This is a genomic window from Mycobacterium colombiense, assembly GCF_001665835.1.
Classification (GTDB): domain Bacteria; phylum Actinomycetota; class Actinomycetes; order Mycobacteriales; family Mycobacteriaceae; genus Mycobacterium; species Mycobacterium colombiense_A.
Window position 1 is genome coordinate 117,019 of sequence record NZ_LZSX01000014.1, and the last position, 14,072, is coordinate 131,090.

Here is a 14,072-nt window from a genome sequence, read left to right on the forward strand (position 1 = left end):
GGCCCGCATGAGCGCCCCCGGCTCGGACCGCGGCAACCTCGACTTCTTTTGCGCGGTAATCATCGTCGGGTTGCTCGCCGGAGTTGCCGGATTGGCGACGACGTTCGTGCTGCGCGCCGTCCAGCACGCCACCTACCACTACAGCTTCGGCGCGCTGCTGGCCGGGGTGGCCGCCAGCAGCCCGATCCGCCGCGTCGTCGGCCCGATGGTCGGCGCCGCCCTGGCAGGCCTGGGGTGGTGGCTGCTGCGGCGCCGGGCCGAGGTGCCCCCGCTGGCGCAGACCATCGCCGCCCGCGAACCCGTGCCGACGCTTTCCTGGAGCTTTGACGCGCTGCTGCAGGTGCTGCTCGTCGGATCGGGCGCATCGCTGGGGCGAGAAGGGGCCCCACGCCAATTCGCCGCGGCGCTGGGCGATTTGGGAACCGGATGGCTCAAGCGGCTTGCACTGCGTGACCGCGAGGTCCTGCTGGCGTGCGCGGCGGGCGCAGGGCTGGGCGCGGTGTATGCGGTCCCGCTGGCCGGCGCGCTGTTCTCGATCCGGATCCTGCTCACCACTTGGCATCCGCGCGCGGTGGGCGCGGCGTTTCTGTCCTCCGGCCTGGCGGTCGCCGTCGGTTCGGCCATCACCCGCGATCAGCCCAACCTGCAATGGCCGATCGAGGAGTCGACGTATCTGCTGACCGCGCACGGATTGTTGCTGGCGCCGGTGGCTCTCGCGGTGGGACTGGCCTTCAACCGGTTGATGGCCGTGGCACGCCCGGCCCGCCAGATACGGACTCCGCTGCTGATCCCCGCGCTCGCCGGCGCGGGCCTGGTGATGGGGATCTGTTCGCACTGGTGGCCCGAGCTGCCCGGCAACGGCCGCAGCATCCTCACGGTCAGCCTGGCCAGCGGCATGACCCTGGTGTCGGCGCTGGCGATCCTGGCGCTGAAACCACTACTGACCGCACTGTTTCTGCGGGCCGGCGGGGCCGGCGGGCTCCTCACACCCTCGCTGGCCACCGGCGCCGCCGCCGGGGCGGCGCTGATCTTGACGATCAACTGGGCCACCGGCACCCACCTGCACGTGCCGGCGGTGTCGCTGGCGGGCGCGGCCGGCGTGCTCGCGGTGACGCAGGGCTCACCGATCTGGGCGGCGATCTTCGTCTGGGAACTCGCCCGGCCGCCGCTGTGGATTTTCCTGCTTTTTCTGCTGACCGCGACCGGCGCCCACGGTCTGAAACTGCTTGCCCGGGGCCGCACTTCGACGCACGCGGGCTAGTGGCGGGTCGCCACCGTCAGCACTAGAGCGGCCGGACCGTGCCGGTCAGGTGCGGGTAGCCCTTGGCGATGTTGCGCAGCGAAATGTCCCAGCCGCCGTCGTGCTCGTCGATGTAGAGGCCCGTCGTCGCGGGCAGCACCACCGGCTTGCCGAACCGCACCGAATACCGGACCGCATCGGGGATCAGTGCCTCGACGTTGGCCAATACGGCTGCCGCGCTGAACATTCCGTGCGCGATCACCGTCGGGAACCCGAACAGCTTGGCCGCGACCGAGTTGGTGTGGATCGGGTTGTGATCGCCCCCGACGTCGGCGTACCGCCGGATCAGCCCCGGGCTGATGCGCAGCACGGTGGACGGCGGCGGCAGCTTGGGCTGCTTCTGCGGGGGCGGCTTGGGTTGGTCGGACAGGCTGGTCCGCTGCTGGTGCAGGAACGTCGTCACCTGGTGCCAGGCGGTGTCGTTGCCGACGCTGACGTCGGTCACCAGATCGACCAGCATGCCCTTGCGGTGCTCGCGCAGGTTCTCGGCGTGTACCCGCACGCCGACGGTGTCGGTCACGGCGATCGGGCGGTACTGCGTGATGTGGTTCTCGGTGTGCACCGATCCCATTGCGGCGAAAGGGAAGTCGAACCCGGTCACCAGCGACATCAACGCCGGAAAGGTCAGCGCGAACGGGTACGTCAGCGGCACGTGATTGCCGTAGCGCAGACCGGTCACCCCCGCGTACTCGGCCACGTTCGCGCGGTCGATCGGCAGCTCATCGATGGTCACCGTGCGGGTAGGCACCTCGCTGCCGCGGGACACCACGGGCAGGGCCCCGGCGGCGGCGCGCAGCATGTTCTTCAGGCCGCTTGGCTGATTCATGGCGTTCTCCTATGCGCCCAGCATGGCCTGGCCGCAAACGCGAATGACGTTGCCCGTCACCGCATTCGAAGCCGGGCTGGCGAAGTAGGCGATGGTTTCCGCGACGTCCACCGGCTGCCCGCCCTGCAGCAGCGAGTTCATCCGGCGTCCGACCTCGCGGGTGGCCAGCGGGATGGCGGCCGTCATCTGGGTTTCGATGAATCCCGGCGCGACCGCGTTGATCGTGATGCCCTTGCCGTAGAGCTCCGGGGCCAGCGACTGGGTGAGGCCGATCATTCCGGCCTTCGTCGTCGCGTAGTTGGTCTGGCCGCGGTTGCCGGCGATGCCGGCCATCGACGACAGGCCGATCACCCGGCCGCCTTCGCCGAGGGTGCCGTTGGACACCAGCCCTTCGGTAAGACGCAGCGGCGCAAGCAGATTGACGGCCAGGACGGCGTCCCAGCGGGCGTCGTCCATGTTGGCCAACAGCTTGTCGCGAGTGATGCCGGCGTTGTTGACCAGAACGTCGGCGCGGCCGCCGTGGTGTTCGCGCAGGTGCTCAGTGATCTTGTCGACGGCGTCGGGGGCGGTGACGTCGAGCCACAGCGCGGTGCCGCCGACCCGGCTGGCCGTCTCGGCCAGCGCCTCGGCGGCCGATTCCACGTCGATCGCGACCACGCGTGCGCCGTCGCGGGCGACCACGTCGGCGATCGTCGCACCGATTCCGCGGGCCGCGCCCGTGACGATGGCGACCTTGCCGTCCAGCGGGCGGTCCCAGTCGGCCGGGGGCGTGGAGTCCGCGTCCCCCACGTAGAAGACCTGGCCGTCGACGTAGGCGGACTTGGCCGACAGGATGAACCGCATCGTCGATTCCAGCCCCGTCGCGGCGGGTTTGGCGTCCGGCGACAGATAGACCAGGGCCACCGTGGAGCCGTTGCGCAGCTCCTTGCCCAGCGAGCGGGTGAAGCCCTCCAGCGCGCGCTGCGCGATCCGTTCGTGCGGGCTGGCGGCGGCGTCGGGCGTGGTGCCGACCACGGCCACGCGCGCGGAATGGCCCAGATTGCGCAGCAGGGGAGTGAAGAACTCGTACAGCCCCTTGAGCCCCTCGGGCGTGGTGATGCCGGTGGCATCAAACACCAGGCCGCCGAACTTGTCGGCCCACCGACCGCCGAGGTTGTTGCCTACCAGGTCGTAGTCGGCGTCCAGCGCCGCGCGCAGCGGTTCGACGACCCTGCCCTCCCCGCCGATCAGCAGCGCCCCGGCCAGCGGCGGTTCACCGGCCCGGTAGCGGCGCAGCGTCTCGGGTTGGGGAACGCCGAGCTGCTTGGCGAGAAACGATCCAGGACCGGAATTGACGATCTGAGAGAACAGATCGGACGAAGCCTTGGGAGCCACGGGAGTTACCTTCCATGTTCTTGCGAAGTCGGGGTATGCCTACAGCACAACCGTATCGAGGACGAACTTACTGCAGAGTAAGAACAGTGAGTAGTATGGCCCCAGACGGGCGATTCCCAAACCGATAGACCGCAGAACACGGAGAAGAATAGTGGCCCCTGCAAGCTCTGAGGCAAGCAAACAGCGCAGTTCCGAGCGTCGGCGCGTGGCCGTCCTGGGCGGCAACCGCATCCCGTTCGCCCGGTCGGACGGGGCCTACGCGGAGGCATCCAACCAAGACATGTTCACCGCCGCCCTAGGCGGGCTGGTGGATCGCTTCGGGCTGGCCGGCGAACGGCTGGGCGTGGTGGTCGGCGGCGCCGTGCTCAAGCACAGCCGGGACTTCAACCTGACGCGCGAATGCGTGCTCGGTTCGCAGCTGTCCTCCTACACGCCCGCGTTCGACCTGCAGCAGGCCTGCGGGACCGGGCTGCAGGCGGCCGTCGCCGCCGCGGAGGGCATCGCGGCCGGACGCTACGAGGTGGCCGCCGCCGGCGGCGTGGACACCACCTCCGACGCCCCGATCGGTCTGGGCGACAACCTGCGCCGCACGCTGCTCAAGCTGCGCCGGGCCAAGTCCAACGTGCAGCGGCTGAAGTTGGTCGGCACGCTGCCCGCGACCCTGGGCGTCGAGATCCCGGTCAACAGCGAACCGCGCACCGGGCTGTCCATGGGGGAGCACCAGGCGCTCACCGCCAAGAAGATGGGCATCGCCCGGGTGGCCCAGGACGAGCTGGCCGCGGCCAGCCACCGCAACATGGCCGCCGCCTACGACCGCGGCTTCTTCGACGACCTGGTCACGCCATTCCTGGGCCTGTACCGCGACGACAACCTGCGCGCGGACTCGTCGGCGGAGAAGCTGGCCAAGCTGCGTCCGGTGTTCGGCGTGAAGGCCGGCGACGCGACGATGACGGCCGGCAACTCGACCCCGCTGACCGACGGCGCGTCGGTGGCGCTGCTGGCCACCGACGAGTGGGCGGCCGCCCACTCGTTGACGCCGCTGGCCTACCTGGTCGATTCGGAGACCGCGGCGGTCGACTACGTCAACGGCCGCGACGGCCTGCTGATGGCCCCGACCTACGCGGTGCCGCGGCTGCTCGCCCGCAACGGCCTGAGCCTGCAGGACTTCGACTTCTACGAGATCCACGAGGCCTTCGCCTCGGTGGTGCTGTGTCACCTGCAGGCGTGGGAGTCCGAGGAGTACTGCAAGGAGCGGCTCGGCCTGGACGCGGCGCTGGGCTCGATCGATCGGTCCAAGCTCAACGTCAACGGGTCCTCGCTGGCCGCCGGCCACCCGTTCGCGGCCACCGGCGGACGGATCCTGGCCCAGGCGGCCAAGCAGCTCGCCCAGCGCAAGGCCGAGCAGAAGAGCGGCGGCCCCGTGCGTGCCCTGGTCTCGATCTGCGCGGCCGGCGGCCAGGGCGTCGCCGCGATCCTGGAGGCCTGACCGGCACGTCGCCCCTGGTGGCTCCGCGCTCGCGATGAGTTGAGTCACATCTGGTTAGTCAGATGGGGGCGCGGGTATTCGACCCACCGGATGGCCCCGTGTTGTGGTCTGACCCCCCGACCCCGACGGCAATACGGGGCATCCCCCGAATGCGAGCGTTGGTCCGTTTCCGCGGATCGGCGTGCGAAAAGGGCCGCCGCTGGAGTGAGGGGATCCAGCGGCGGCCTTTTTGCTGTCTACCAGCGCTTTCTGCGGTCTCGCCAAGCGACAGATCCCCCGCTTCGCGGGGAGGCGGGGGACCTGCGCGTGTCGCTCGCGTCCGCCTAGAAGGCGGCCTCGTCGAGCTCCATGATGTCGTTGTCCAGCGTGTCGATGACCTCACGAGTGCTGGTCAGCAGCGGCAGGAAGTTCTTCGCGAAGAACGATGCCACCGCGATCTTGCCCTCGTAGAAGGACCGCTCCTCGCCGCTGGCGCCGGCGTCGAGCGCCGCCACGGCGACCGCCGCCTGACGCTGCAACAACCAGCCGATGACCAGGTCACCGACGCTCATCAGGAAGCGCACCGAACCCAGACCCACCTTGTACAGGCTGGTCACGTCCTCCTGCGCCGCCATCAGGTAGCCGGTCAGCGTCGCCGCCATCGCCTGCACGTCGGTCAGCGCCTTGGACAGCAGCTCCCGCTCGGTCTTCAGGCGGCCGTTGCCGGACTCGCTGTCGACGAACTTCTGGATCTGCTCGGACACGTGGGCCAGCGCCATACCCTTGTCGCGGACGATCTTGCGGAAGAAGAAGTCCTGCGCCTGGATGGCTGTGGTGCCCTCGTAGAGCGAGTCGATCTTGGCGTCGCGGATGTACTGCTCGATCGGGTAGTCCTGCAGGAAGCCGGACCCACCGAAGGTCTGCAGGCTCTCGGTGAGCTTGGCGTACGCCTGCTCCGAGCCCACACCCTTGACGACCGGCAGCATCAGGTCGTTGACCTTGACCGCCAGGTCGGCGTCCACACCGTGCAGGGCCTCGGCGACGGCCGAGTCCTGGTAGGTCGACGTGAACAGGTACAGCGCGCGCAGACCCTCGGCATACGCCTTCTGGGTCATCAGCGACCGGCGCACGTCCGGGTGGTGCGTGATGGTCACCCGCGGAGCGGTCTTGTCGGTCATCTGGGTCATGTCGGCGCCCTGCACGCGAGACTTCGCGTACTCCAGCGCGTTCAGGTAACCCGTCGACAGGGTCGCGATGGCCTTGGTGCCGACCATCATGCGGGCCTGCTCGATGACCTCGAACATCTGCGCGATGCCGTTGTGCACCTCGCCGACCAGCCAGCCCTTGGCGGGGACGTCGTGCTGGCCGAAGCTCAGCTCGCACGTCGCCGATACCTTCAGGCCCATCTTGTGCTCGACGTTGGTGACGTAGACGCCGTTGCGCTCGCCCAGCTCGCCGGTCTCGAAGTCGAACAGGAACTTGGGCACGAAGAACAGCGACAGGCCCTTGGTGCCCGGTCCGGCACCCTCGGGGCGCGCCAGCACCAGGTGGAAGATGTTCTCGAACAGGTCGCCGGAGTCGGCGGAGGTGATGAACCGCTTCACACCGTCGATGTGCCAGGAGCCGTCTTCCTGCTGGACCGCCTTGGTGCGACCGGCGCCCACGTCGGAGCCGGCGTCCGGCTCGGTGAGCACCATGGTCGAACCCCAGCCGCGCTCGGCGGCCAGCTCGGCCCACTTCTTCTGCTCTTCGGTGCCGAGGTGGTGAAGGATCTGGGCGAAGCCCGCCCCTCCGGCGTACATCCACACGGCCGGGTTGGCACCCAGAAGATGTTCGTGCAGGGCCCACAGCAGCGCCTTGGGCGCGGGCACTCCGCCCAGAGCCTCGTCAAGACCGACCTTGTCCCAACCCGCCTCGATGACGGCCTGGACGGACTTCTTGAAAGACTCCGGCAGCGTTACCGAGTGCGTCTTCGGGTCGAAGACGGGCGGATTGCGGTCCCCCTCGACGAACGACTCCGCGACCGGCCCCTCGGCCAGCCGGCTGATTTCGTTCAGCATTTCTTGGGCTGTGTCGGCGTCCAGGTCGGCGTATTCGCCCTGGCCCAGCGCCTTGTCAACGCCCAGAACCTCGAACAGGTTGAATACCTGGTCGCGGACGTTGCTCTTGTAGTGGCTCACTACGGTCCTCCTCGTTGAGAATGCCACTTGTGGTTGGGTACTAGGTCTAAGTTACCCACCAGTAACAAGACCTAAAATATCGCTCGCGTCAGCGGGATGCAAGTCAATGTGAGCTAGATTTCATTGCCTAATTAACCAACCGGTTGGGAAGCTGCAGGTCATGTCGTCGGAATCCGATTTACCTGCGACGATGCAGGGCATATGACCGGTGTGCGTGGCGTCACTGCGCTGCCCGTGGTGGACCTGCGGGCCGACCTCGACCGCCTGCGCGACGGTTTGCGCGAGGCCGGCCATGAGGTCGGCTTCTTCTATCTGACCGGTCACGGCGTACCGCCGGACCTGGTGAGACGGGTACTGGATGCGGCGCGCCGGCTGTTCGCGCTGCCGCAACCCGACAAGGACGCCGTAGCGATGCTGCGCAGCCCGCATTTCCGCGGCTACACCCGGCTCGGCGGCGAGCTGACCCGCGGGGAGGTGGATTGGCGCGAGCAGATCGACGTCGGGCCGCACCGCCCGCCGATCGGCGGGTTGGACAAGTCCGACTATCGGTGGCTGCAGGGCCCCAACCAGTGGCCGGCCGCGCTGCCGGACCTGCCCGGGATCGTCGAGGAGTGGGACGCCGCGCTGTCCGAGGTGGCGCGCACCCTGCTGCGGCACTGGGCTGCCGCGCTGGGCAGCCCGTCCGACGTGTTCGACGCGGCCTTCGCCGAGGCGCCGGCCACGCTGATCAAGATCATCCGCTACCCGGGCAGCGCTGCCAGCGCGCAGGGCGTGGGCGCGCACCGCGACTCCGGGGTGCTGACCCTGTTGCTGGCCGAGCCGGGCAGCACGGGCCTGCAGGTGCGGCCGGCCAGAAATTCCCAGGACGGCTGGATCGACGTGCCGCCGCGCGCGGGCGCATTCATCGTCAACATCGGTGAACTGCTGGAGGTGGCCACCCGCGGGTACCTGCGGGCCACCGAGCACCGGGTCAACCTGCCGGGACCTGCGGGCGAGCGCATCTCGGTGCCGTTCTTCTTCAACCCGCGCCTGGACGCGCGGATCCCCGTGCTGTCGCTGCCCGATGAGCTCGAGGCACACGCGCAGCGCGTGGATGATCCATCGGATCCGATCTTCGCGGTCTACGGCCGCAATGCCTGGAAGAGCAGGCTGCGGGCCCATCCGGATGTGGCCGCGGCGCATGGATATTCGGCAGAACGCTTAGGAAACGGGTGAGGGTGGCGGTGCCGGGATGACCGACGCCGGGTAGGGTCGTTTCCGATAAATCCCGTCTCCGGCTCTAGGGGCGAATCAGTCCGGTGAACTCGAATAACAAGCTGACAGCGTCGTCACTTCGTGAGGCCTTCGGTCATTTCCCGTCCGGAGTGGTGGCCATCGCCGCCGAGGTGAACGGAACCCGGGAAGGCCTGGCGGCCAGCACCTTTGTTCCCGTCTCGCTGGACCCGCCGCTGGTGTCGTTCTGCGTGCAGAACACCTCGACGACGTGGCCCAAGCTCAAGGATCTGCCGATGCTGGGCATCAGCGTGCTCGGCGAGGAGCACGACGACGCCGCGCGGACACTGGCCGCCAAGACCGGCGACAGGTTCGCGGGGTTGGAGACCGTTTCCCGGCCCACGGGTGCGGTGTTCATCAAGGGCACCGGCCTCTGGCTGGAGAGCGCGATCGAGCAACTCATCCCGGCCGGCGATCACACCATCGTGGTGCTGCGGGTCAGCGAGATCACCGTGGACGCCGAGGTGGCGCCCATCGTTTTCCATCGGAGCGTTTTTCGCCGGCTCGGCGCGTAACCGCCTCGCCGGGCGATCGACCCGCTAGGGGCGGTGGCTCAGCTCGTCCCGAAAGCCCTGGATGCGGCTCTCGAGTTCGGCGGCGTCGCTGTACCGGCCTTCTTTGTTCGCGAGCTGGGCGCGCACCGACAACTGCCGAATCGCGGTGCGAACCTTGTTGATGCTGGCGGTTTCTCGCATAGGTTCCATGAACTGCCTTTCCGGTCGTGAGTAGCTGGCCGCACGCGGCGGCCCGACAGGATGCAGTTTGGTTACCCGGGTCCCGCGACGGCCTAACGTGCCAGCACGGGATACGAGCTCAGCGACGGAACAGCTTGTTGCCGAGCCACACCACCGGGTCGTACTTGCGGTCGGCGACCCGCTCTTTCATCGGGATCAGCGCGTTGTCGGTGATCTTGATGTTTTCCGGGCACACCTCGGTGCAGCACTTGGTGATGTTGCAGTAGCCCAGGCCGTGCTCGTCCTGAGCGTCGTTGCGCCGGTCGCGGGTGTCCAGCGGGTGCATCTCCAGCTCGGCGATCCGCATCAGGAAGCGGGGACCGGCGAACGCCTTCTTGTTCTCCTCATGGTCGCGGACCACGTGGCACACGTTCTGGCACAGGAAGCACTCGATGCACTTGCGGAACTCTTGGGAACGCTGCACGTCCTCCTGCGCCATCCGGTACTCCCCGGGCTGCAGGTCCTTGGGCGGCGCGAAAGACGGTATTTCGCGGGCCTTTTCGTAGTTGAACGAGACGTCGGTGACCAGGTCGCGGATCACCGGGAACGTCCGCAGCGGCGTGACGGTGACGACCTCGTCCTCGGCGAAGGTGGACATCCGGGTCATGCAGAGCAGCCGCGGCTTGCCGTTGATCTCCGCCGAGCAGGAGCCACACTTGCCCGCCTTGCAGTTCCATCGGACCGCCAGGTCGGGCGTCTGGGTCTGCTGCAGGCGATGGATGATGTCGAGGACGACCTCGCCCTCGTTGACCTCGACCGTGAAGTCCTGCAGATCGCCGTTGGCGTCGTCGCCGCGCCACACCCGCATCGTCGCGTTGTAGGTCATTTGCCACTCCGTCCTGGGTGCCCGGCGAGTTCCTCGTCGGTGTAATACTTCTCCAGCTCGGCGATCTCGAACAGCTCCAGCAGATCGGGCCGCATCGGCGTCTGATCCTTCTTCGTGATGGTGATGTCGGGAATCACCTCGTCGCCGCCGCCGGCGGCCTCGCAGACCAGCAGCACCTTGCGCCACGACGAGTCCATCGCCGGGTGGTCGTCGCGGGTGTGGCCGCCGCGGCTCTCGGTGCGCTGCAGCGCGGCCTTGGCGACGCATTCGCTGACCAGCAGCATGTTGCGCAGGTCGATAGCCAGGTTCCAGGCCGGGTTGTACCGGCGCTGCCCCTCGACGTGGAGGTTCTTGAACCGCTCACGCAACTTGTCGAGCCGCGCCAGCGCCTCCGAGACCTCGTCGGCGTTGCGGATGATGCCGACCAGGTCGTTCATCGACTGCTGCAGTTCCAGCTGCAGGGTGTACGGGTTCTCCGGTGCGCCGCTGGCCGGTGCCTCGAAGGGGGACAGCGCCCGCTTCGCCGCCGCGTCGACGGCGCCTTCGGCGATCGTCGGGCGGCTGCTCAGGGCCCGCACGTAGTCGGCGGCGCCTAGGCCGGCCCGGCGGCCGAACACCAGCAGGTCCGACAGCGAGTTGCCGCCGAGCCGGTTCGAGCCGTGCATGCCGCCGGAGCATTCGCCGGCGGCGAAGAGCCCGGGGACCGTCGCCGCGCCGGTGTCGGCGTCCACCTCGACGCCGCCCATCACGTAGTGGCAGGTCGGCCCGACTTCCATCGGCTCCTTGGTGATGTCGACCCCGGCCAGCTCCTTGAACTGGTGGTACATCGACGGCAGGCGGCGGTTGATCTCCGCGGGCGTCAGCCGCGACGCGATGTCCAGGAAGACGCCACCGTGTGGGCTGCCCCGACCGGCCTTGACCTCCGAGTTGATCGCGCGCGCGACTTCGTCGCGCGGCAGCAGGTCCGGAGTACGGCGGGCCGAGTCGTTGTCCTTGAGCCACTGGTCGGCTTCTTGCTCGGACTCGGCGTACTGCCCCTTGAACACCGACGGGATGTAGTCGAACATGAACCGCTTGTCGTCGGAGTTCTTCAGCACCCCGCCGTCACCGCGGACACCCTCGGTGACCAGGATCCCCTTCACGCTCGGCGGCCACACCATGCCCGTCGGGTGGAACTGGACGAACTCCATGTTGATCAGCGACGCGCCCGCCCGCAGGGCCAGGGCGTGGCCGTCGCCGGTGTACTCCCAGGAGTTCGAGGTGACCTTGAACGACTTGCCGATCCCGCCGGTGGCCAGCACCACCGCGGGCGCCTCGAACAAGATGAAGTTTCCGCTTTCGCGGATGTAGCCGAACGCCCCGGCGATCGCGTCGCCGTCCTTGATCAGCTCGGTGATGGTGGTTTCGGCGAACACCCGGATCCGGGCCTCGTAGTCGCCGAGCTCGGCGTAATCCTCTTGCTGCAGCGAGACAATCTTCTGCTGCATGGTGCGGATCAGCTCCAGCCCGGTGCGGTCACCGACGTGGGCCAGCCGCGGGTAGGTGTGCCCGCCGAAGTTGCGCTGGCTGATCTTGCCGTCCTTGAGGCGATCGAACAGCGCGCCATAGGTTTCCAGCTCCCAGACGCGGTCCGGTGCTTCCTTGGCGTGCAGTTCGGCCATGCGCCAGTTGTTGAGGAATTTCCCACCGCGCATCGTGTCGCCGAAGTGGGTCTTCCAGTTGTCCTTCGGGTTGGTGTTGCCCATGGACGCCGCGCAGCCACCTTCGGCCATCACCGTGTGGGCCTTGCCGAACAGGGACTTACACACCACCGCGACCCGCAGGCCCCGCTCACGCGCTTCGATGACCGCGCGCAGACCCGCGCCGCCGGCACCGATGACGACTACGTCGTAGGAGTGCCGTTCGACCTCAACCATGAAACCCTCGCTAGCTAAATTCTGATTTATGTCGAGTTGGCTTGTCAGCCAACAAATCTCAGGTCAGGAATGGTGCCGGCGGCCACCAGCGCGACGTAGAAGTCGGTGAGCATCAGGGTGCCCAGCGTGATCCACGCGTACAGCTTGTGCCGGGTGTTGATGACGCTGACCTGGGTCCAGATCCAGTACCGCACAGGGTGCTTGGAGAAATGCTTGAGCCGCCCGCCGGTCACGTGCCGGCACGAGTGGCAGGACAGCGTGTAGACCCACAGCATGATGACGTTGCCCAGCAGGATCAGATTGCCCAGGCCGAAGCCGAATCCACCGGGCCCGCTGTCGGAATGGAACGCCACGATGGCGTCGTAGGTGTTGATCACCGAGATGATGCCGGCGATATAGAAGAAGTACCGGTGGGTGTTCTGGATGATCAGCGGGAACTTCGTCTCGCCGGAGTAGTGCTCGCGCGACTCGGCCACCGCGCAGGCGCTGGGCGACTGCCACACCGTGCGGTAGTAGGCGCCGCGGTAGTAATAGCAGGTCAACCGGAACAGCAGCAGGAACGGTAGCGACAGGGCCGCGTACGGCAGCCACCACACGTCTGGCAGGAACTGCGGCCAGATGTCGCCCGCCTCACCGCAACCCTTGCTCACGCACGGCGAGTAGAAAGGCGTCAGGTAGTGGTATTTGGGGACGAAGAAGTAGTTCTGCTGGAATGCCCGCGCTGTCGCATAAATAAGGAAAGCGGCGAAGCCGAGATCGATTCGCAGCGGCGACATCCACCACCGGTCGGTGCGCAGGGTGCGTTGCTGGATACGGGCGCGCGTGGGTGAAAAGACACCGGACGCAGGACGGTTCGCCGTAGGTGCGCTCATTTAGTGTGTTCCTCTTCGAACGGGCTGTAGGTCGAAGGGTACACAGAGGAAAGCCCCTCATTTCTGGGGGGCTTGGGTTGTTCAGGCCCTGTTGTGACCGCCGACACCCTCGTCGTCGACGTCGCGCCAGAATTCGCTGTCGTACTGGGTGTCTGGAATGACGATCTTCTCGCCGGACTGCTGCACGGTGGCGCCTGCCAGGTCCAATTCGGACACATCGGCGTCGAGCAGGTCGACGTCGGACATGATGCGGTCGGCGTCGATGACGATGCGCCGCATGGCCGGGCTGTCGCCGTATCGGGCCCGCAGGGAGCTCACGCACCGCCGCAGGCCGCCGATGAGGTCGTGCAGTTCGGCGAATTCGGTCGTGCCAGTCGTGCTCGTCAACGGATCTCCTCGGCAGTGTTTCGGATCACAGTACGCCCTCGATACTATCCACGGCACACGCCAGACGTCAGTCCGTTGAGCCCGGATGCCGAGGGAGCAAACACTCATGACGGGAGCCACCACACCTGCCGAGCGCGCCGCCACGCTGCTGGAGCTGCACCGGCCGGGCACCCCGGTCATCCTGCCGACCGTGTGGGATGCGTGGTCGGCGCGGCTGGCCACCGGCGCCGGATTCGCCGCCCTTACCGTGGGAAGTCACCCGATGGCCGACTCGGTCGGCAAACCCGACAACGAGGGCATGTCGTTCGACGATGTCCTCACCCGGGTCGCACAGATCACCGCCGCGGTCGACGTCCCGGTGTCGGTGGACGTCGAATCCGGCTACGGGCAGCCGGCGGGCCGGCTGATCGAGGGCCTGCTCGGCGTCGGGGCCGTCGGGCTGAACATCGAGGACACCGTGCACTCGGAGGGCAAGCGGTTGCGGTCCGCCGACGAACACGCGGAGTTGGTCGGAGCGCTGCGGTCGGCCGCCGACGCGGCCGGGGTGCATGTCGTCATCAACGCCCGGACCGATCTGTTCCTGCGTCAGGATGGCGAGGCGTCCGATCGCGTCGACCGCGCGGTGGCGCGCCTGAATCAGGCGGCGGCCGCCGGCGCCGACGTGCTGTATCCGGTGGGTCGCCACGACCCCGACACGTTGCGGCGCTTGACCGCCGAGTTGGAGCTGCCCGTCAACGCCATCGCGCTGCCCGACCAGGACGACCCGTCGTCCTTCGGCCCGCTGGGCGTGGCGCGCATCAGCTTCGGGCCGTTCCTTCAGGCCGCGCTCGCGACCCGGGCCAAGGAGTTGCTGGCCCGCTGGGGTTGACGCGCTGAATCCGGCGGAGTCGTTGCGGCTCCGCCGGATTCGGCTACTTTTC

Annotated in this window: 13 protein-coding genes; 5 read left to right on the plus strand and 8 right to left on the minus strand. The window is 67.8% G+C overall.

All coding sequences use genetic code 11. The annotated features are described in order from the left end of the window. The first annotated feature begins 7 nt into the window (after positions 1 to 7). Entirely contained in the window at positions 8 to 1,261 is a 1,254-nt protein-coding gene (locus A5760_RS03410) for a chloride channel protein (protein WP_064877700.1), read from the plus strand. A 22-nt stretch (positions 1,262 to 1,283) separates the two neighbouring features. Here A5760_RS03410 and A5760_RS03415 read toward each other — a convergent pair whose 3' ends face one another. Both A5760_RS03415 and A5760_RS03420 read right to left on the minus strand, forming a co-directional pair. Then, the gene (locus tag A5760_RS03415) at positions 1,284 to 2,126 is read right to left on the minus strand and encodes a MaoC/PaaZ C-terminal domain-containing protein (protein ID WP_064877701.1); all 843 of its coding nucleotides are present in this window, start codon (positions 2,124 to 2,126) and stop codon (positions 1,284 to 1,286) included. 9 nt (positions 2,127 to 2,135) lie between these two features. Next, entirely contained in the window at positions 2,136 to 3,500 is a 1,365-nt protein-coding gene (locus A5760_RS03420; protein ID WP_064877702.1) for a 3-oxoacyl-ACP reductase, read from the minus strand. A gap of 151 nt (positions 3,501 to 3,651) precedes the next feature. On the opposite strand from A5760_RS03420, the gene A5760_RS03425 reads away from it, so the two are divergent. Then, complete coding sequence (locus A5760_RS03425; RefSeq protein ID WP_064877703.1) at positions 3,652 to 4,986, plus strand: acetyl-CoA C-acetyltransferase; 1,335 nt, start codon at positions 3,652 to 3,654, stop codon at positions 4,984 to 4,986. Between the two features lie 323 nt (positions 4,987 to 5,309). On the opposite strand, the gene A5760_RS03430 is transcribed toward A5760_RS03425, so the two are convergent. Next, on the minus strand, positions 5,310 to 7,145 hold the full coding sequence (locus A5760_RS03430) for an acyl-CoA dehydrogenase (protein WP_064877704.1): 1,836 nt from the start codon (positions 7,143 to 7,145) through the stop codon (positions 5,310 to 5,312). Positions 7,146 to 7,346: 201 nt separating this feature from the next. Between A5760_RS03430 and A5760_RS03435 the strand changes: the two genes are divergently transcribed. Both A5760_RS03435 and A5760_RS03440 read left to right on the plus strand, forming a co-directional pair. Beyond that, entirely contained in the window at positions 7,347 to 8,360 is a 1,014-nt protein-coding gene (locus tag A5760_RS03435; protein WP_064877705.1) for an isopenicillin N synthase family dioxygenase, read from the plus strand. An 83-nt stretch (positions 8,361 to 8,443) separates the two neighbouring features. Then, complete coding sequence (locus A5760_RS03440; RefSeq protein WP_064877706.1) at positions 8,444 to 8,932, plus strand: flavin reductase family protein; 489 nt, start codon at positions 8,444 to 8,446, stop codon at positions 8,930 to 8,932. A 24-nt stretch (positions 8,933 to 8,956) separates the two neighbouring features. Here A5760_RS03440 and A5760_RS26915 read toward each other — a convergent pair whose 3' ends face one another. The 5 genes from A5760_RS26915 to A5760_RS03460 all read right to left on the minus strand — a co-directional run bounded on the left by A5760_RS26915 (position 8,957) and on the right by A5760_RS03460 (position 13,152). After that, on the minus strand, positions 8,957 to 9,112 hold the full coding sequence (locus tag A5760_RS26915; protein WP_196771977.1) for a hypothetical protein: 156 nt from the start codon (positions 9,110 to 9,112) through the stop codon (positions 8,957 to 8,959). A 118-nt stretch (positions 9,113 to 9,230) separates the two neighbouring features. Continuing rightward, positions 9,231 to 9,977, minus strand: coding sequence for a succinate dehydrogenase/fumarate reductase iron-sulfur subunit (locus A5760_RS03445; protein WP_064877707.1), 747 nt, complete (start codon positions 9,975 to 9,977; stop codon positions 9,231 to 9,233). Continuing rightward, positions 9,974 to 11,893 (minus strand): fumarate reductase/succinate dehydrogenase flavoprotein subunit, encoded by a 1,920-nt coding sequence (locus A5760_RS03450; protein ID WP_064877708.1) that lies wholly within the window; start codon positions 11,891 to 11,893, stop codon positions 9,974 to 9,976. The genes A5760_RS03445 and A5760_RS03450 overlap by 4 nt, the downstream gene beginning before the upstream one ends. A gap of 44 nt (positions 11,894 to 11,937) precedes the next feature. Next, positions 11,938 to 12,765, minus strand: a complete 828-nt coding sequence (locus A5760_RS03455) for a hypothetical protein (RefSeq protein ID WP_064877709.1) — start codon at positions 12,763 to 12,765, stop codon at positions 11,938 to 11,940. A gap of 81 nt (positions 12,766 to 12,846) precedes the next feature. After that, complete coding sequence (locus tag A5760_RS03460; protein ID WP_064877710.1) at positions 12,847 to 13,152, minus strand: hypothetical protein; 306 nt, start codon at positions 13,150 to 13,152, stop codon at positions 12,847 to 12,849. Positions 13,153 to 13,258: 106 nt separating this feature from the next. Here A5760_RS03460 and A5760_RS03465 point away from each other — a divergent pair, with 106 nt between their 5' ends. Continuing rightward, positions 13,259 to 14,020, plus strand: a complete 762-nt coding sequence (locus tag A5760_RS03465; RefSeq protein WP_064877711.1) for an isocitrate lyase/PEP mutase family protein — start codon at positions 13,259 to 13,261, stop codon at positions 14,018 to 14,020. Positions 14,021 to 14,072 lie beyond the last annotated feature (52 nt).